The 19352-nt window shown below is 43.0% G+C and carries 13 protein-coding genes; 9 read left to right on the forward strand and 4 right to left on the reverse strand.

What is annotated here, in order from left to right:
• Nucleotides 1-100 precede the first annotated feature (100 nt).
• Nucleotides 101-1234 (forward strand): cob(I)yrinic acid a,c-diamide adenosyltransferase, encoded by a 1134-nt coding sequence (locus APA_RS13315; protein WP_201322747.1) that lies wholly within the window; start codon nucleotides 101-103, stop codon nucleotides 1232-1234.
• Between the two features lie 54 nt (nucleotides 1235-1288).
• Here the strand turns inward: APA_RS13315 and APA_RS13320 are convergent, their stop codons facing one another.
• Nucleotides 1289-3496: a polysaccharide biosynthesis tyrosine autokinase gene (locus APA_RS13320; RefSeq protein WP_201322748.1), complete on the reverse strand. Its 2208-nt coding sequence runs from the start codon at nucleotides 3494-3496 to the stop codon at nucleotides 1289-1291.
• 259 nt (nucleotides 3497-3755) lie between these two features.
• Here APA_RS13320 and APA_RS13325 point away from each other — a divergent pair, with 259 nt between their 5' ends.
• From APA_RS13325 to APA_RS13345, 5 genes are all read left to right on the forward strand, one after another.
• The gene (locus tag APA_RS13325) at nucleotides 3756-4280 is read left to right on the forward strand and encodes a cofactor assembly of complex C subunit B (protein ID WP_201322749.1); all 525 of its coding nucleotides are present in this window, start codon (nucleotides 3756-3758) and stop codon (nucleotides 4278-4280) included.
• Nucleotides 4281-4372: 92 nt separating this feature from the next.
• A complete protein-coding gene (gene lysA / locus APA_RS13330) occupies nucleotides 4373-5803 on the forward strand; it encodes a diaminopimelate decarboxylase (RefSeq protein ID WP_201322750.1) in 1431 nt (476 codons plus the stop codon).
• Nucleotides 5804-5927: 124 nt separating this feature from the next.
• Complete coding sequence (gene cdaA / locus APA_RS13335; protein ID WP_201322751.1) at nucleotides 5928-6815, forward strand: diadenylate cyclase CdaA; 888 nt, start codon at nucleotides 5928-5930, stop codon at nucleotides 6813-6815.
• Nucleotides 6812-7555, forward strand: a complete 744-nt coding sequence (gene uppS, locus APA_RS13340) for a polyprenyl diphosphate synthase (protein WP_201322752.1) — start codon at nucleotides 6812-6814, stop codon at nucleotides 7553-7555. Before cdaA ends, uppS begins: the two co-directional genes overlap by 4 nt.
• 92 nt (nucleotides 7556-7647) lie before the next feature.
• Entirely contained in the window at nucleotides 7648-8124 is a 477-nt protein-coding gene (locus tag APA_RS13345; protein ID WP_201322753.1) for a DUF29 domain-containing protein, read from the forward strand.
• Between the two features lie 31 nt (nucleotides 8125-8155).
• On the opposite strand, the gene APA_RS13350 is transcribed toward APA_RS13345, so the two are convergent.
• A complete protein-coding gene (locus APA_RS13350; protein WP_236579571.1) occupies nucleotides 8156-9904 on the reverse strand; it encodes a diflavin flavoprotein in 1749 nt (582 codons plus the stop codon).
• A 172-nt stretch (nucleotides 9905-10076) separates the two neighbouring features.
• Between APA_RS13350 and APA_RS13355 the strand changes: the two genes are divergently transcribed.
• The 3 genes from APA_RS13355 to APA_RS13365 all read left to right on the forward strand — a co-directional run bounded on the left by APA_RS13355 (nucleotide 10077) and on the right by APA_RS13365 (nucleotide 14168).
• Nucleotides 10077-10571, forward strand: a complete 495-nt coding sequence (locus tag APA_RS13355) for a phosphoribosyltransferase (protein WP_201322754.1) — start codon at nucleotides 10077-10079, stop codon at nucleotides 10569-10571.
• Nucleotides 10572-10649: 78 nt separating this feature from the next.
• The gene (locus APA_RS13360) at nucleotides 10650-11438 is read left to right on the forward strand and encodes a Uma2 family endonuclease (RefSeq protein ID WP_201322755.1); all 789 of its coding nucleotides are present in this window, start codon (nucleotides 10650-10652) and stop codon (nucleotides 11436-11438) included.
• Nucleotides 11439-11756: 318 nt separating this feature from the next.
• On the forward strand, nucleotides 11757-14168 hold the full coding sequence (locus APA_RS13365) for a CHAT domain-containing protein (RefSeq protein WP_201322756.1): 2412 nt from the start codon (nucleotides 11757-11759) through the stop codon (nucleotides 14166-14168).
• 33 nt (nucleotides 14169-14201) lie between these two features.
• Here the strand turns inward: APA_RS13365 and APA_RS13370 are convergent, their stop codons facing one another.
• Together APA_RS13370 and APA_RS13375 are read right to left on the reverse strand one after the other, a co-directional pair.
• Nucleotides 14202-16829, reverse strand: a complete 2628-nt coding sequence (locus APA_RS13370; RefSeq protein ID WP_201322757.1) for a CHAT domain-containing protein — start codon at nucleotides 16827-16829, stop codon at nucleotides 14202-14204.
• Nucleotides 16817-19246 carry a filamentous hemagglutinin N-terminal domain-containing protein gene (locus tag APA_RS13375; protein ID WP_201322758.1) on the reverse strand — a complete coding sequence of 810 codons (2430 nt, stop codon included), beginning with the start codon at nucleotides 19244-19246 and terminating at the stop codon, nucleotides 16817-16819. Before APA_RS13375 ends, APA_RS13370 begins: the two co-directional genes overlap by 13 nt.
• Nucleotides 19247-19352: the final 106 nt, after the last annotated feature.

Raw genomic sequence — 19352 nt, forward strand, 5'->3', positions numbered from 1 at the left:
AAGGATCAAAGGATCAAGGGCGGAGCTTTGTGCCACATTTGATCCTTTGGTTTTCGATATAATCACAATGAATGAGAAATGAACGAGCTTAGATAAAAACATGGCAGCGATAGGCATCATGACCGCACAGGTGCGTCCCGAACGTGAGATCGGACAAATCCATGTTTATGACGGAACAGGCAAAGGCAAATCACAGGCAGCATTGGGCGTAGTACTGAGATCGCTTGGCTTAGGAATGTCTGACACCTCACCCTTCGGCACAAGAATTTTGTTATTGCGGTTTCTTAAAGGAGCTGAACGCGAATATGCCGAAGATGCCGCGATTTCAGCTTTGCAACAGGGATTTCCCCACTTGATCGATCATGTGCGGACTGGTCGCGCCGAATTTTTTGATGCCGAACATGTCACGCCTTTCGATCGCCAAGAAGCCGAACGTGGTTGGGCGATCGCTAAAGGCGCAATGGCTTCGGGACTTTATTCGGTAGTGGTTTTAGATGAGATTAATCCCGTACTGGATTTAGGATTAATTCCTGTCGATCGCATTGTCAAAGATTTAAAAAATAAGCCACCGCATCTCGAAGTAATCTGCACAGGACGTGGCGCACCGCAATCGCTGATCGATATTGCTGACCTGCACTCAGAAATGCGATTACACGATGATGCCCATGCTGAGAAATATGGTGTGACGGGGATCGAAATTTATACAGGCGCAGGTAAGGGTAAAAGCACTTCGGCATTAGGGCGATCTCTGAAGGCGATCGGTACAGGGATCAGCCGCGATTTATCCCACCGAGTTTTAATTATGCAATGGCTCAAAGGCGGTGCTGGTTATACCGAAGATGCGGCGATCGCCGCCCTCAAACGCGGCTATCCCCATGTGATCGATCATCAGCGTTGTGGACGAGATGCGATCGTTTGGCGCGGTCAACAACAGGAAATGGACTGCATCGAAGCGCAACGCGGTTGGGAAATTGCTCAGGCTGCGATCGCATCTGGACTTTATAAGACGATCATTCTTGATGAGTTAAATCCCACTGTTGATCTGGATTTATTACCCGTTGAGCCAATCTGCCAAGCATTGCTCAAAAAATCTCGCGACACCGAAATAATTATCACAGGTCGATGTTTCAATCAGCCTGCCTATTTCGACCTTGCCTCTGTACATTCGGAAATGGTTTGCCACAAGCACTATGCCGAGAAAGGTGTAGATCTTAAACGTGGCGTAGATTTTTAAATCAAAACCCAAAGGAGAATGGTGGCGCAAAGCGCCACCATTCTCCTTTGGGTTTTATGTAGCATTTTCGATTACTTCCACTTCCGAATCAGATTCTTCTTCTACAGTTTCTGATGGATTGAGATAGTAACGATCGTAGTATCCATAGTGATACTCGCTATCAGAGGAGCCAATCATATTAATCAACAACCCAGAAACATTAGCCCTAGCTGTCGATAAAATCTCTAAAGCGCGGGAAATCCCACTTCTTGTCGAGCGATTAATCGCTGCCACCAAAATGAATGTATCTACCTTAGAGGTCAAACACTGAGCGTCAGTAATACCGATTACAGGCGGAGTATCAAGCAATACATAGTCATACTCTTGCCGCCATTCCTGTAAGAGGGTTGCCATTTTATTAGACTCTAGCAATAGCATTGGATTGGGAGGGAGAGAGCCTGAAGTTAAAATATGCAAACGATCATCATCATCTCCTGCCTGAATCAGATCTTGCCAAGGACTAGGTGTAGCTAAAGCTGTAGACAAACCAACTTTATTGCTCAGTCCAGCCAACTTATGAACGGTTGGCTTTCTCATATCTGCATCTACTAAAAGAACTCTGTATCCTAGGGCCGATAGAATGATGGCAAGATTATAAGTCAATGTACTCTTGCCTTCAGAAGGGACAGACGAGGTGAAAGCAATTACTTTCATCATGTTGTCCGTACCCAAATATCGCAAATTTAATGCTAGAGAGCCTAACGCCTCTTTAAAAGCATAGTAGCTACTAGTGGGTAATAGCCCGTGACTATTGATTGCAGACAAAGAGGCTGTTTCTGTCATCGGAATTGAAGCAAGTAAAGGAATATCAATTATTTCTCTTACTTCTCCGACCTCACGAATACGCTGATCTAGGCGATTGAGTAGCAGGGCAAATAAGACACCTAGTACTAAGCCAGAAATTGCTCCAGTAATCAAACTTCTCTCGATATCTGGAGAAGATGGTCTGATGGGAATAAGAGGTGGCTCCAAAACCTTCCACGATGAAATCTCTTGAGCCTCAGAAATCCTTAATTCCTCTAGTTTTTCGCTGAGCTTATTGTAGGTAGAGCTATCAAGAGCAAGTTGTCTTTGAATTTCCACATACCTTTGTTGAATCTGGGGGATCTTAGAAAAAGCCGTAGATACTTCTGTTTGGGCATTGCGGATGCTTTCTAGCTGAGCTTGACTCACCGCAAGGGTAGTTTGAGCATCAAATAACTGTGAGGCTAGGTTTTGTTGAATTGCGCTATTGGGTTCATTAGTAATATTTGCTGTATTGCCTCTCACCCCGACTACTGACTGAGCGCGAGTCTCCAGTAGCCGATAGAGTTCATCACGACGATCTTTAAGGGCGATAACACTAGGGTGATCGCCTCGAAATCGAGTTCGCTCTAAAAAGTAGTTAGTTTCAACTTCTTGGAATTGCTTAACCAAGGATTGGTAAGGAGCATCTTGTTGCAAAATCGCACCACCGATCGCAGCTTCTGGAGATTTACCAACTTGGCGACTAAGAGCTTCATATTGCTGTTGGACTTGGGCAATTTTGATTTGTAAGTCTTGAGCTTGATTTTCTAGAGCCTCGCGCATTTTATAAACAGAGGCAGCATAAGTGTCAGGATCAACAATGTTGTAAGTCTTACGAAATTGGGTAACAGCTAGAGCTGACTTATCAAGTTGTTGTTTGACTTGGGGCAGTTTGTCTTGAATAAATTTAATCGCAGTACTGGATTTAGTACGGCGATCTTTTAAGCTATATTCGACATAGGTTTGAGCTAATGCACTTAAAACTCCCTGTGCTCGTTTGGGATTGCTATCTGTATAAGTAAGACGCAAAACCATCGTGTCTTTTTCGGGACGGATGTCTAATCCGCTCATGATTGTCAATGCATCTAGATCTTTGTACGCAGATGACGGGGATTGCTGCATCTTGGAGACAGCAATTTCAATCAAAGGGCGGCTCCTCAGAATTGCGATTTCTGTACCAAGATTAACTGTAGAGCTAGTGGGCAAGCCGGGGAGTTGGATGTCTGATACTGCGATCGTTGAGTTGACTAAGAGTGAAGCACTTGAGCGGTATTGCGGAGTTCTGGTAAATGTGTAGTAGGTATTTCCAGCAAATACGGTGACCGAAACAGCGACGATGACGATCCAGCGTTTGCGGAGTACTCTGAGGAATTTGGCAAGTTTAAATGAATCATCAACATACTTGCCTACATAGGTAGCTTTAGGATATTCAGTCATCGTTGTTTTTACCTAAGTAGCTTTAATCGTTACGCCCTTAATCGTTAATGTTTATATCAAAATCAAGATAATATATCAAATTAAAAAATTTGAGTAAGTACATCGGCATAATTGGCATAATTAAAAACCCAACCCCAAACCCAAACCTGTTTCGCCCGCGCAGTGGGCGAAACAGGTTTTAGGGTTTTATATTTAATTATGTCTACCTATAATAAGTGATTATTAGACTGTATCAAAAGCCAATAACATCTCAGATCGAATGCCTGCAACTATTCCGACAATATATTCCACCCTGTTCTTAACAATCCTGTTGTTTTATGGGTTAATTTCTTTTTTGCGTGGTTCAATCCGCGATCGCACAACTGACGCACTATTTGCTGTAGACAACCTGACGGACGATCACCTATTGAAGCAAGTTCGCGATCATTTTCAACAAAGAGCTTACAAAGTCGTTGAGATTGATCCAGAACGTGATGTGGCAAATCTCTCAGGGCAAGTCAAACCAAGTCTTTTTTTGGCAATATTTCTGACAATACTAGCGGCGATCGGCTTAATTTGTCTGGGTGTGGTGTTAGGCATTTTAATCCCCGATTTAGAAAATCTTTGGTTATGGTTGACAATCTTGTCGCCGATCGCTGGTGTGTTTTATTGGCGAGGTACTCCTCGTGAGCGTAAAGTTAGTTTGCAACTTCTGCCTGAGACAAGACTTAAGGTTCGCGCTCACAAAGACGAAATCGAAGAATTGCAGCGATCTCTAAAACTAGAAAAAATAGAAGTGAATTAGATTTTGCCAACGACAAAATCTAATTCATAGCGCTTTGCACTTTATTTTTTATAATAGGTTTAGAGAATTTTGCAAAATTTTATTGGTATTTAATGACTACTGTTTTACCAAGTCTGCGCGAAGAGATAATCACAGCGGATTTATTGAAAAATACTACCTCAAGCTTAGATAGTTTGTCCCCTAATCAACAGCTTTTGCCTTTAACTGCGATCGTTAATTCTAACGATCATCTCGAAATTGGTGGTTGTGATGTGGTGGATTTAGTTCGACAATATGGTTCGCCACTTTATATTTTGGATGAAGTCAGTCTCAGAACTGCTTGCCAGCAATATCGTGATGCCTTTACTAAGCATTATCAAGGACAATCACAGGTTTTATATGCCTCTAAAGCTTGGAGCTGCCTAGCTGTATGTGCGATCGTTGGCTCTGAAGGGCTGGGCATCGATGTCGTCTCGGCAGGTGAAATCTTGACTGCACTTCGGGCAGGTGTTTCGCCAAGTTTGATTTATTTTCATGGCAATAACAAATCTGCCGATGAACTGAGCTATGCCCTAGAGTCTGGCTGCACGATCGTGGTTGATAACTGGCATGAGCTACAAACTCTGGATCTCCTTGGCAAAGAACAATCCCTTGCTGTTAGTTTTATTGCACCGCGCATCATGTTGCGTCTGACCCCTGGGATCGAATGCCATACCCATGAATATATTCAGACTGGACATATTGATAGTAAATTTGGCTTTGATCCCAATGAAATCGAAGCGGTATTTGCTTTTGTGGCAAAGTCTAGCCTTAACTGCATTGGTATCCATGCCCATATCGGTTCACAAATTTTTGAACTACAACCCCACCAAGATATTGGCGGTGTGATGGTGCAATGGTTTAAACTTGCGATTGAAAAATATGGTTTGAAGTTTTCAGAGCTAAATATTGGCGGTGGTCTTGGGATTCGCTATGTGGAATCAGATGATCCACCTAGCATCGAAGACTGGGTAAAAACTGTTAGTTCTGGTGTAACTGATGCATTTATTGCTTCAGGTTTAGCATTGCCCAAATTACTTTGTGAACCAGGGCGATCTCTAGTTGGCGCGACCTGTGTGACAGCCTATACAATTGGTGGTAGCAAAACTGTTCCTGATATTCGCACCTACATCACCGTTGACGGTGGCATGTCGGACAATCCGCGTCCGATCACCTATCAATCGAAATATCGGGCTGTGGTGGCAAATCACATGGGTGAGTCCTTGTCGCAAACTGTGACGATCGCAGGTAAGCATTGCGAATCAGGTGATATTTTAATAAAGGATATTCAACTACCTGCGACTAATGCTGGCGATATTCTCGTTGTATTTGGAACGGGCGCATACAATTACAGCATGGCATCGAATTACAATCGTTTGCCAAAGCCTGCGGCAGTCATTGTAGGAACTGGCGAATCCAGTTTAATCATTAAACGAGAAACTCGTGAGGATTTATTGCGTCAAGATTGTCTGCCAGAGAGATTATACCAATCTACAAAAGTGTGACGACACTTTTGTGGATTGAAAACCAAACCCAGTAGGGGTTTTAAAAACATAAAACGGCGTAGCCGTTTTATGTTTTGGTATTACGGAAGTAGTTGGAGTTGAGTTGTGAATGAGAGGACGATGAATGCAGTGGTTTAATATCAACTCAATTGCATTCATGATGAGGGCGATCGATATCCTTGCGGTATTAGGATTGATCTATCTCATGCTGTCTCTCAGCAACGATCGCCGCACGTTATTGATGGTGCGGGGGATCATCTTTTTACTAATTGCTAGCGTGTTGAGCGATCGCCTTGGTATGCGATTGCTCAATTTTGTTCTCGACAAATTATTAATTGGCGCAGCCGTGGCGATGGCAGTGATTTTGCAGCCAGAGCTACGGCGATTTCTGGAACGGCTGGGACGAGGAGATCTGCTTTCGTTAATTCAACCGACAACAAATCGGCGGGCAACCGTTGAGGCTGACTCAGTAATTGAAGAAATTAATGATGCTGTGATTGAACTATCGCAAAACCGTACAGGTGCATTAATGATTATTGAGACGGGTGAACCTATTGACGATCGCGATTTTTCGGTGCCAGGGGTGAAACTTAACGCCTTATTATCAAAAGAGCTATTGCATACAATATTTCAAACTTCGACGCTTTTGCATGATGGAGCCATCCTGATTCGAGAAGATCGGATTCTGGCGGCTGGTGTGATTTTGCCAATTTCTGAACGAGCCGCCTCGCGGGAAATTGGGACTAGACACCGTGCGGCGATGGGCATTACCGATCGCGTTAGAAATTGCTTTTGTATCGTCGTTTCGGAAGAAACAGGATCGATCGCGATCGCTGAAAATGGCATCTTAGATCGTCCGATTTCCAGTAGTCGTCTGCGAGAAATATTAGAAACTAAACTAGGTAATTATCGTCCAACTTCTTTAGGAAGAACAGTACCACGCTTTAATTGGCTCTGGTCAAACTCAATTCTCAAAAATATGGTAAGTCGAAAATCGTCAGAAAAGAAATGACTGCTAAGCTATTACAAACTTTGCCACCAGACCTCGATCACCAACGCTTACCCCAACACGTAGCCGTAATTATGGACGGTAACGGACGTTGGGCAAAGCAAAAGGGTATGCCAAGAATTGCGGGACATCGACAGGGTGTGGATGCTCTGAAGGATTTATTACGCTGCTGCAAAGATTGGGGAATTGCTGCACTAACGGTCTATGCTTTTTCTACGGAAAATTGGAGCCGCCCCGCGCAAGAAGTGGATTTCTTGATGGTTTTATTTGAGCGGATGTTGCGTCGTGAATTGGAAGAAATGTGCCGCGAAGGAGTCCGCATTTCATTTGTAGGCGATCTCGATTCTTTGTCGAAGTCTTTACGCAATGAGATTGAGCGATCGCAAACAGCGACAGCAAATAATCAGGCGATTCACTTTACGGTGGCTATCAACTATGGCAGTCGGCGCGAAATTGTGAAGGTATGTCGCCAAATTGCGGAAGCAACGTTGGCTGGTGAAGTTAATCCTGAAAATATTGATGAAAATCTCTTTGAGCAACATCTCTATACAGCAGGAAACCATAATCCCGATCTGCTAATTCGCACTAGCGGCGAAATGCGCTTGAGTAATTTTCTGCTCTGGCAAATGGCTTATACAGAGATGTACTTTACGAATACGCTTTGGCCAGACTTCAATCGCAACGAATTTCATCGAGCACTGGTTGACTATCAAGAACGCGATCGTCGTTTCGGTAAAGTTTAGCGTTTTTAATTTTGAAATATGCAAAATCAAAAACACTATAGTGTTAGTAGATGCGTCATTTCGCGCTACATATTCTGAATGAGAGCAAGAAAATGCTGGATATAAAGTTAAATGATGTTTATTCATCAACTAAACAAGCTAAGGATCAATATGAGCAAGATTTCTACGCATGGACTCAGAACCAAGCGGAGCTACTTAGACGCGGTAAGTTACAAGGCTTAGATTTAGAAAACCTCGCGGAGGAAATAGCATCCTTGGGTAAACAACAAAAACAAGAGTTGCGAAACCGTTTTGGCGTTTTAATCGGGCATTTGCTGAAGTGGGAATATCAACCACATCTGCGGGGTAAAAGTTGGAGGATAACCATTGATTTGCAACGTGATGAAATCCTCGAACTTGTTCAGGAAAATCCTAGCCTCAAGCCATATCTAGAAGAAGCGATCGCTAAATCTTATAAGCAAGCGATCGCTCTAGTCGTCAAAGAGACCCCATTTGATAAAAATGACTTGCCGTCAGCATGTCTTTATACGTTTGACCAAATTTTTGATCAAGATTTTTATCCCAATTAGCCAAAAAAGAGAGCGTAAAGCGCCCTCTTTTTTAGTAATGATTACCAATTTTGCGGTGGTGGGCGGCGGTGAGGGATTCAGGCTTAGAAACTCGACCCTCTTCAGCGATCGCATAGATAATCCAGTGATCGCTACATTCCATCCGACTCATGACTTCACACTCGATAAAGGCAAGGGCATCAGTGAGAATTGGTGCGCCAAAGGAGGATAACTGGGTTTTTACACCTTCAAAGCGATCAGCCCCTGGAGCAAATCGCTTGAGGAAATGCTGCATCAATTTGGAATAATTGCCATCTTCAAGAACATTTAAAACAAAGCGATCGCCAACTTGCATAAATGACTCAATCGCCCGATCCTTTGCCACGGCGACCGTGAAACCAAGAGGCTTGAAACTGGCTTGAGCCACCCAAGATGCTAGCATCGCACTGCGAGCGCCACCCTTTGCGGCTGAGATAATATACAAACCACCTGCTAAACGTCCTAAAGCTTTATCAAGATCGGCATCGATCGCTTTTAGTTGTTTGATGTTTTGCTTACGAGTTAGCATTTGCCCCAAGTCAGTACCTGCTTCATCACAGGTTTGGTAGGTTGCCTCGTTCGGATTTTCGCGAACCCGAATCGCTGGAAACGCGGAGACAACGCCCAAATCTTTAAATCTGTTATTTAACAAATCGATAGAGGAATCTTGATCTCCATGCGGTTCATACAGACCAATTACTTGCTTCTCACTAGCTGCGGCAAGAATTGCGCCGATCGCAGTTTCTACATGACTATTGGATGCTGGTGGTGTGCAAACGACTAAACCAGCTGCATGACCTACGAGTTCTCGCAATTCCTGTAAATCGATCGCTTTTAAATCTGCCATTTCCACAGCCACACCAGTTTTGGCAATACCACGGGCGATCGCTTGCGATAGGCGATCGCAATAGCCATAGTCCGACACATAGCAAACCACGACATTAGTTTCGCCTTTTGTTTGTGCTTGACTCCATTGGCGATAGTTTTCCGTCAGTTCTTTGATGTTATAGCGCAGCAAAGGCCCATGTCCATTGGCGACGATTTCCGCCTGTGGCAAATCATCCATCCGCTTCATCGCCGAAATTACCGATCGCGCATTGGGAGCCATCAAGCATTCGTAATAAAAGCGATAGTCGGGCGTAATTCTTTTTAAATCCTCATCGTAAACGGCATCACTGCAATAGTGCATTCCAAAAATATCGCAAGTATACAAAACTGATGTGCCAAGGTCATAGGTCATCATTGTGTCAGGCCAATGCAGATTCGGCGCATTCACAAACTGTAAAATGTGACCATTACCCAGATCAACTTGATCGCCATTTTTGACAACTTGCTGCTTAAAAGGTCGATTGATTAGCTCACCCAGAAATTGCAATGCTACCTTTGTTGCCACTACAGTGACATTGGGGGCTAACTCCAATATTTCCTTTACCAAGCCGCTATGGTCTGGCTCTGTATGGCTAATTACCAGATAATCAATCTGTGCAGGATCGATTAGCCCTTGCAGTGTTTTGAGATATAGTTCACGAAACTTGGCATGAGATGTATCGACGAGCGCGAGTTTTTCACCACGAATGATAAAAGAGTTATAGGTTGTGCCGTTTTGTAAGCCAAACTCGATATCAAAGCGATCGCGATCCCAATCAAGCGATCGTATTGTGGTCGTGTCAGCCGCAATTTCGGCAACTTGGATAGTGAGTCGGCGTTCAATCGACTTCTCTGCAACATTTACAATAGAAGGACTCTTAACAGCAGCTACCACGATCTTGTCTCCCTATCTGATTTTCAACTATCACCAGTCTAATGCTTACTTTTCGACAAGTCCAATTGAATGTACTAATTGATACTATAAGTAACTTACCAAAAACCAAAAATTAGGCAGTTGCACGAAGTATCGCCACTTAATTTCTGGGCTATAACCCAAATCCCCTACTATGTCAGATCTTTACGTTTCATGGGAAGAATATCACGCCAGCATCGAGAAGTTGGCAGCCCAAATTTATCAATCCCAATGGGAGTTCGACCAAATTCTCTGTCTTGCTAGGGGTGGCTTACGCATTGGTGATGTGCTTTCTCGGATTTATGACAAACCCCTTGCCATTCTCTCGACTTCTTCCTATGGTGGCAAAGATTTTCAGGAGAGGGGCAACTTGACGATCGCAAATAACATCACCATGACTACGGCGACATTGGGTAAAAGGATTTTGCTAGTGGATGATTTAGTCGATTCGGGTGTGACTCTTGTGCGGATCTTGGAATGGTTACAGCAACATGAAGAATTTGCAATTACAGAAGTGCGATCTGCGGTTTTATGGTTTAAAGAATGCTCGATCGCTAAGCCCGATTATTATGTAGATTTTTTGTCTGACAATCCTTGGATTCATCAACCTTTTGAGAAATATGAAAAGCTAAATCCTAGCGAAATATAGCGATTGAATCTTATTTGGCGATCGGAAACAGGTTATAAAATAGACTAATCACGCGCAGGTTTCTGTGAGGGCAAATCCATGACTCTGCAACCTTTGACTTCTGAGGCGATCGCTCCTGAACTTGAACCAGAGAGCGACTATCCCGATAGTGACGGCAATCCTATGTCTGACAATACTGAGCAGTATCGCTGGATTGTGATGATCAAGGAAAATCTAGAGATAATGTATGCCGACGATCCGAATGTATTTGTGGCGGGAGATTTGGCTTGGTATCCTGTGCGCTACACCCAGAAACGTACTGCGCCTGATGTGATGGTGGTATTTGGTAGGCCAAAGGGCAGACGTGGTTCTTACAAACAATGGTTAGAGGAAAATATTGCTCCGCAGGTTGCTTTTGAAATTTTATCTCCTAGCAATAAAGATCGTCGAGGGCTTGATTCTTTAGAGGAAAAGTTTGAGTTTTATGAACGGTATGGCATTCAGGAATATTATGCTTACGATCCTGATGATTTGATTTTAGAAGGTTGGCAGCGTCAAGGCGATCGCCTGAGACAGATCCCATCAATGATGAATTGGGTAAGTCCGCTTTTAGGGATTCGCTTTGATTGGGCGGCAGGTGAGGAATTGGTATTGTCGCGTCCTGATGGTCAGCGTTTTTTGTCGCCAGTGCAGTTAGCGAGAAGATTGCAGCAGTCTGAGAGCCAGTTGCAGCTAGAAAGTCAACGCGCTGAGCAAGAGTTTATACGTGCTGAGCAGGAAAGCTTAAGGGCTGGACAGGAAAGTTTAAGGGCTGACCAAGAGAAACTTCGTGCCGATCGCCTTGCCGATCGCTTGCGTGCTATGGGTATCGATCCCGATGGTGAATGAGGAACTGTAGGGGCTTTGCATTTGCGCCACAATATTCGAACTCCTCACAAAAAATCTCGATTTGCAAATGCTTTACCCTCTTCGCTCCCATAGATAAATTGTGGCTGCGTTGTGGGGGGTGGGCGCAGCATCACTGTTCGGAGCTTGTGGTGATATGCGTGGATGGTGGCGGTAATGCTTCGCCTCTAAGAGATTTTGATATTTTTAGTGAATATTTGGTTATATTTTTTTTGTTACGAATACCTATTGTTGGGAATATCGCTTTATGCTGGCTAATAAGCGACTGCAGGTTTTGATGTAAATGTGAGGATGTGGGCGATGAATAAGATTGTTGGCGTTGCGATGTTGACATTTTTGTCTTGTGGGCAAGTGCAGATAATGATGAGTGAAAGCGTCCAATCGCAAACAACACAAGATCGTAGGTCAGAAGCAGATCAATTGATTAATCTGGGAAATCAGCAGTTTAACAAGAGTCAGTATCAAGAAGCCTTACAGTCATATCAATTGGCATTAGATATTTACCGAGCGATAGAGGATCGGAAAGGTGAGGGAAACTCGCTTAACAATCTGGGCAATACATACGACAGCCTCGGACAATATCAAAAAGCGATTGATTTTTTTCAACAATCCTTAATAACCGCAAAGCAAATTGGCGATCTTTATTCGGAAGGACGAGTACTTGGCAACTTAGGGCTTGTTTACGATAGCCTAGGACAGTATCAAAAAGCAATTGATTATCATCAACAATCCTTAGAAATCTCCAAAAAATTGGGTAATCGTATGGGAGAAAATGCTTCGCTCAACAATCTGGGGCTTGCATACGACAGTCTTGGACAGTATCAAAAATCTATCGATTATTATCAGCAATCTTTAGCAATCTCTAAACAAGTTGGAGATTTAAATGGACAAGGAATTTCACTCACAAACTTGGGAACTGCATACAGAAATCTAAGACAGTACCAAAGAGCCATTGATTTTCATCAGCAATCCTTAGCAATCCTTAAGAATAGCGGCGATCGCAATGGTGAGGCAATTTCGCTCAATAATTTGGGACTAGCCTACCAAGATTTAGGACAGTATCAAAAAGCGATTGATTTGTTCCAGCAGTCTTTAACAATCAAAAAGCAAATTGGCGATCGCACTAATGAGGGCAATACTCTCAACAACTTAGGAGATTTATTTTCCCAACTCAATCAACCTGAACTAGCGATTCTCTTCTACAAACAATCGATCAATGTTAGAGAATCTATCCGCAAAGACATCCGTGGACTCAACCAAGCAGAACAAAAATCCTATCTTGCCACTGTCGAAAAAACATACCGCAATCTCGCAGCTCTCCTTCTCAAACAAGACCGCATCCTCGAAGCCCAACAAGTCCTCGACCTCCTCAAAGTCCAAGAACTCAGTGAATACCTGAAAACCGTACGCGGTAACGCTCAAACCCAACAGGGAGTAGATCTCCATCGCCCTGAACAAAATATTATTGCCCTCGCCAATGAACTCAATCAATTGCAACAAAAAGATCGTGAAGGCAAACTAAACCAATCAGAACAACAACGCCTCGCCCAACTTGTGCAAACCGAACGAGATCAAAACAAGCAATTTAATTCCTTCCTCAATAGCCCCGAAATCAAAAAACTAATTGCCGAGCTGCGTCGCGTTGAAGAACAACAAAATCTCAACCTCGCCAGTTATCGCAAACTCCAAAAAGATGTTCTTACTCAAGTTCCCAATTCCGTCCTGCTCTATCCGCTGATCCTTGACGATCGCCTCGAACTAATCATCATCAATGCCAAGACCCCACCCCTACGCCGCACCGTCAACATCAAACGCGAACAACTCAATCAAGAAATAGTTGACTTCCTTAGCGACCTGCGCGATTCTAGCTCCGAAGACGTTAAAGAACCTGCCCAAAATCTCTACAAATTGCTAATTCAACCCTTTGAAGCAGAACTGAAAGAGCTAAGAATTGACACGATTATTTATGCCCCCGATGGACAACTGCGTTATATTCCCCTCTCGTCTCTCTACGATGGCAAACAATGGCTAGCCGAGAAGTATCGTGTCAACAATATCACTGCCGAATCCCTCACATCCTTTGCGCCTAAACCACTTGCGAAACCACGCATCTTTGCAGGTGCATTTGGCGGCAAAGCAGGTGACAAAACCCGTGCAGGATTTGATGGCTTACCTGCCACCCTCACTGAAGTCCAAAAAATTGCTAGTCTTTTCCCCAATACCACTACCTTCACCGAATCAGAATTTAGCAAACAAATCACTGCAACCAAAGCCAATTCCCATACGATTCTGCATCTTGCTACTCATGGAGAGCTATCAGTGGGAACTCCTGAAGACTCTTTCATTCTCTTTGGCAATGGTGAAAAAGCGACGATTAGAGAGATTCAAGACTGGTCACTGAGTAATGTGGATTTAGTCATCCTCAGTGCTTGTCAGTCAGGACTTGGCAGCAAATTAGGCACTGGTGTCGAGATCTTAGGATTGGGCTATCAAATGCAAGCCGCAGGAGCAAGAGTCGCGATCGCCTCGCTTTGGGCAGTCAATGATGAAGGTACTCAAGCCCTAATGGAAGCTTTCTATGGCGAACTGAAAAAAGGCGATGTTACATCCACTGAGGCTTTACATAGATCACAAGTTGCTCTGATTAAATCAAAGAAATATAATCATCCTAATTATTGGTCGGCATTTTTTGCGATCGGTAATGGGTTGTAAAAACCTTCTGCAAAGCTATTTACTGGTTATTTTTTAAAGCCAATTACCTAATAAAACGAAAGGAGACCAGTAATAAGGGTGTTGATATTTAGTTTGCACAAGTAATGCGATTTGAGATTGTCGAAGCGCTTCCGCCTTTTCAGTTTTGCCACTGGCTAACGCCTGATAAAACTCAGTCATAAATAGAGCTGTAGCTGCATCGTCAACTGACCAAAGCGAGGCTATTGTACTTCTTGCCCCTGCGCGAACTGACATGCCAGCCAAACCCAATGTTGCGCGGTTATCGCCAACAGCAGTTTGACAAGCACTAAGAATAAGTAACTCCAGCACTTTATCTTGACCTCGGCTTTGAATTAATTGAGTAAGACTCTCTAAATTTAACCTTCCATCCCAAGTTATCAAAAATGTATCAGAAACTCTAGAACTAAACTGCCCGTGGGTGGCTAAATGAATAACTGGGAAAGGGCTATTTAACAAGGTTTTTCGTAAATTATTTTCAGTAAAGTCTTGATTGAGCAGTTCCCTACTGCTGCGAACTTGGGCTTGAATATTCTTTATTTCTTGGAGCACGTTAGGCAGGGCTGTAAATCCATGTCGCTCCTCTGAGAGTCCTCCTGCCAGAACTGCAATTTTTTCACGTACCAAAGGCTTGGGATCTAGCAGTTGTAATCCGGGGGTAAGAGCAACGCTGTAGGTTTGGATCAGAAAGTTTTCCCCATCATGGAGACTTGACATGGGAATATTGCGGAGAGAGCCATCGAGAACGAATACCAGAGTTTTAATATTGCCCTTACGCAAATCTGCGATCGCAGGTCGAACTAACCAATCATAAACAGTTTGAGATTTGGATAAATAATCTTGGGTTCTGGGTTCGCGTAAATCTATCCGTAGTTCATCGACAATTTGCTCAAGTTCCTTTTGGTTGATACTAGTAGAATAACGGCGCAAAGGCTGATCAGTAACACTGAGAATAACTTCTAATCGATCTTCGAGAATAATCGGATAAATTACAGCTGCTCGGCGATCGACATCAGCGATTTCTACTGGATTAGCACTGAGGCAGTCAGAGCGCAAAAAATTAGTTAGTTCGGCTAATTGCAAAGATTCAATCACATTTTGGGCTTTTTTAAGATTTTTTTGACTAGAAATAGCACCATCTTCTAATAAAAGTAAACTGATCAATTGCCGATAAATAGGTTCAACACTTTCGCGAAATGAGAATTGCAATCCCGCATTAACTGATACCAGATCATTACGAATTTGTCGAAGATTTTCCACTGCCTCACTATAAAATGCGATCGCACCAGATATATCTCCTTGTGCGTAGCGTAGCCTTCCCAACTGCCATCGCCAGCGATAGACGATATCAAGAGCATTGATCGATTGAGCAATAAACAGAGCTTGGTTAGTTAGATCTTCTGCTTCTTTAAATTGCTGAGACTGCTCATATAATGCACCTAGACTTCCTAATGCATGGGCTTTAGCTCTGCGATCGCCCAATGACTCTGCTTGACGAATAGTTTCAGCTAAGATGTTTGCGGATTTAAGAAGTAAATCCTGCTTACTAGTGGTATTTTGTTTTGCAAGGATAGCTAGATGCTGAGCGAAATTTAGCTTGGCATATATAGCGCTTCGGCTGGGAAGTAAGCGATCGCTCTGTACTTCAAGGGTGGAGATTAATGTTTGCGCTTCTGAGAATTTTTTCTCTTCAATCAAAAGACTAAATTGATTGAGTTCTGCTTGGATTTTTCTAAGGGGCGAGGTCGCGTTACCTGCCGCAGCATTGTAAAACTTGAATGCTGCATTAGAGTCATATTCTGCACGAGCAAGATTTCCTAAACTTAACTGCGTGGCACCAATTTCTGATTTGAGATTCAGCTTGGAGGCGATTTCTAGGCTTTGCCCTAATAATTTTTTAGTTTTTGGGAAGTCTTCCATCAATAGCAATCGATCGCCTAAACTACGCAATCCACTGGCTTTCAATTCAGAGTCTGGTTGAGTTTGTAAGGACAGATCGATAATGCTCAGGACTTCCACCATGCGATGATAAAACCCTAAGGCTTTTAATGCTTGAACTTGATTAAGAAGACTAGACATTTTGCCTGTGTGGTCTTCAATTTGACTAAAAGTGTTCGTAGCGGTTTGCCATGAGCTTAGAGCTGATTCCATTTGCCCTAAAGCAAACTGCAAGCTACCTTGTGTATTAATGGCTTGAGCAAATATTTTAAGTTTGCCTTTGATATTTGGTTGACTTGCTAAAATCTGTAAACTACTAGCGATCGCACTTTTTGCTTTGTCCCATTCTCCCAATTGTTGATAACCTAGAGAAATATTACTTAATAGCATGGCTTGCCTTAATTGATTATCTTCTGAATCCTTAAGTGCTCTTTGCCAAACTATGATCGCATCACTAAATTTCCCCTCTGTATAGAATTCTTTGCCCTGTTGAACTAGATCGGAAACATAAGCTTGATTTATCTCGATATTTTGCAAAGTAACTAACTGCATTCCAGTACTTTGCGTGATTTGAGCGGCGATCGGTTCAATCTCGAAATATTTGTAAGAAGCGGCACTAACAGACCGATTTTCGATTATGGGTAAGATCGTTAAAATGAACCCTAAAAGGGAGAATCGGTAAGCGAGGGTTGTTAATGTCTGCACGATGTTAAAGAATTAATATTTGTTGATCTGAGCATAGTATTTGGCTTGTTAGCAATAAGAGCGATGCCACCATCAGTTGCAATCACCCAGTTATTTGCTTCGACAATTTCGAGTTTGGCTTCTGGCTGAGGATTGAACGACTGGGAGCTAGATATTACAGGTTCGCTTTCTCCCAAAATGTCATGAGTTAGGCTATCCGTAATTACTTCATTAGGACTTGATGGTAGTCCTCCTTTACCTGCGATTGTGAACTTACTTTGATTAACATCGGCTTGGCAACGTTGCACAATTAACCTACTTGAATCGTCAATTTTTATAGGAACTCTGCTTAGGGATCTACTGGGATCTGCTTCAAAGATATTTAATTGAACCACGCCATTAAAATCAGCTCCTAGATCTGAACTGGCTGTGATATCGTTTTTGGGTGTTAGTCCGCGACGAAAGGCTGTCCCAAAGATGCCAGCCGCACTAATAGTTATTCGACCACCAGATGCTTGCTGGGCATTGGCGGTAATATCGCTATTCTCAAAAGCTACCAGAGTATCAGTCACAATCTTGATATTACCGCCAGTAGCTAAACCAAAAGCATTTGCCTGAATTCGACTATTGTTAAATAGTTGGAGGTTTGAAGTATTTAGAAAAATATTCCCTTCCACACCAGCTCTAGTTGAGGCATCCACGCCGCTACTGCGATCGAGGCGCATAAAATTTGCTGAAATTTGAATGTTGCCAGCCCCTTTGACTCCTGCTATATCAGAGACTGAGATAATAGCACCGCGATCGACGACTAAGCGATCGCTAATAACTGTTATGTTCCCGCCATTCCCTTGAGCTGTGTCTTCAACTCTAGCAGCTAAAGACGAAGGGCGATCATTAATGGAGCGACCAATAATCTCCACACTATCTAAAGCTGTCACCCAAATAGAACCAGCATCGCCTTTACCAAAGGTACTAGATGAAATTCCAGCCCCATCTTGCAGAGAAAGCTTTGACGTATTGATGAAAATATCTCCAGCTTTTCCTTCTCCACTCCGACCGACCGAAATCACGAAACCACTGGGATCTCTGCCATTTGGAACAGCACCAATCGCCTCTATGCTCTCGGAAGCTTTTATTGTAATTGAGCCGCCGATACCTTTCCCTTGGACATCAGCCGAAATCTGGGATCTTTGGAGAGATAGTTTTGCTGTCTCGACGATTAGGTTGCCACCTTTTCCATTGGCACTGCCTCTGAGAGTTGCAGTTATAAAACTATTGATTGCTTCTACATTCTCAGAAGTTTTGATTGATAAGTCCCCTCCAATTCCGTTGCCTAGATTGTTCGTCGAAATCACAGCTCCATCTTTCATGAAAAATTTTGCTGCTTCAACAATCATATTGCCGCCATTTCCTGTGGCATTAGGTCTGATCTCTGACACTAAACCGCTTGCGAAACGTAGATCTGGAGAAGTACCTGTTAATTCTACTTTGTCAGAAGCTTTGACCAATAATGTGCCGCCATTTTGATTTCCGATTGTGCTGGATTGAATTTGCGATCCACCAATGAGAGAAATATTTTTTCCTCTGACCTGAATATTGCCACTGCCTAATCCACTCGCATCTACAGAAGCTTTGCCTGAGAGGCGAATATCTTGAAATATTGTCGCAGCACCATAAGACAACTTTAGCCCTTGATTGGTAGAATTCAGTTGTACTTGTCCAAAGCTTCCTAAACTGCCAAGTTCGATGTTGCCACCTGCCGTTTTCAAAGTACCGCCTGCGATCGCAATATCGCCTCCGACCAAAGCAAGAGTCTGGGAAGAATCCACCCGCAACCCCAAGGAGGTGTCAATTAAATTAGAAGTGGTTCTAATGCCACCGCCGTTTCCTAGTACAGAGATTGGTTGGGGATTGCTCCCCATCTGTAAACCTAATGGCGCACTTATGGTTAATAATGCAGAAGCCTGAGGATTAACAGCACTAAATTGAGAACCATCAGCAAAGTTAATACTATTAGCAGTACTTGCAACGAAAGAACCACGGATATCCAATCTAGCATCCGCACCAAAGACAATGCCATTGGGATTAATCAAATAAAGATTAGCCAATCCATTTGTTTTGAGAATCCCATTGATTTGAGAACTGGAACTTCCAGTAACTCGCGTGAGAATATTTTGAATATCTATAGCATTGTTAAAAAAAGCTGTGTTAGCTGTTGCGACTGAAAAATCTAAAAAGCTATGAAAAAGATTATTCCCAGCCCTAGTACCACCTGTAATATTAATGATATTTGCATTAATTGTGACAACAGAATTTTGAGGCAAACTAGCGTCAGGCAATATTTGCGCCTGAGCGAAATAATTAATACTTGAATATTCACTCACCCACCAACACAGAGAAGCTAGAAAACATAAAGGAATGGAGGTTGATTGTTTCATGGCTTTAGAAAATCCTAAGGGATGAAAATCAAATAACTTATGCAATTCAAAACCCAATATTATTATGGCGGGCTTCGCCCGTCGTAATAATATTGGGTTTTATTTA

The organism is Pseudanabaena sp. lw0831, from assembly GCF_016584665.1.
Lineage (GTDB): Bacteria > Cyanobacteriota > Cyanobacteriia > Pseudanabaenales > Pseudanabaenaceae > Pseudanabaena.

Coding starts and splice junctions, on each gene's coding strand:
- APA_RS13365 (WP_201322756.1), top strand. CDS start 11,757: ATGAATAAGATTGTTGGCGTTGCGATGTTGACATTTTTGTCTTGTGGG.
- APA_RS13315 (WP_201322747.1), top strand. CDS start 101: ATGGCAGCGATAGGCATCATGACCGCACAGGTGCGTCCCGAACGTGAG.
- cdaA (WP_201322751.1), top strand. CDS start 5,928: ATGCAGTGGTTTAATATCAACTCAATTGCATTCATGATGAGGGCGATC.
- APA_RS13325 (WP_201322749.1), top strand. CDS start 3,756: ATGCCTGCAACTATTCCGACAATATATTCCACCCTGTTCTTAACAATC.
- APA_RS13320 (WP_201322748.1), bottom strand. CDS start 3,496: ATGACTGAATATCCTAAAGCTACCTATGTAGGCAAGTATGTTGATGAT.
- APA_RS13360 (WP_201322755.1), top strand. CDS start 10,650: ATGACTCTGCAACCTTTGACTTCTGAGGCGATCGCTCCTGAACTTGAA.
- uppS (WP_201322752.1), top strand. CDS start 6,812: ATGACTGCTAAGCTATTACAAACTTTGCCACCAGACCTCGATCACCAA.
- APA_RS13345 (WP_201322753.1), top strand. CDS start 7,648: ATGCTGGATATAAAGTTAAATGATGTTTATTCATCAACTAAACAAGCT.
- APA_RS13375 (WP_201322758.1), bottom strand. CDS start 19,246: ATGAAACAATCAACCTCCATTCCTTTATGTTTTCTAGCTTCTCTGTGT.
- lysA (WP_201322750.1), top strand. CDS start 4,373: ATGACTACTGTTTTACCAAGTCTGCGCGAAGAGATAATCACAGCGGAT.
- APA_RS13355 (WP_201322754.1), top strand. CDS start 10,077: ATGTCAGATCTTTACGTTTCATGGGAAGAATATCACGCCAGCATCGAG.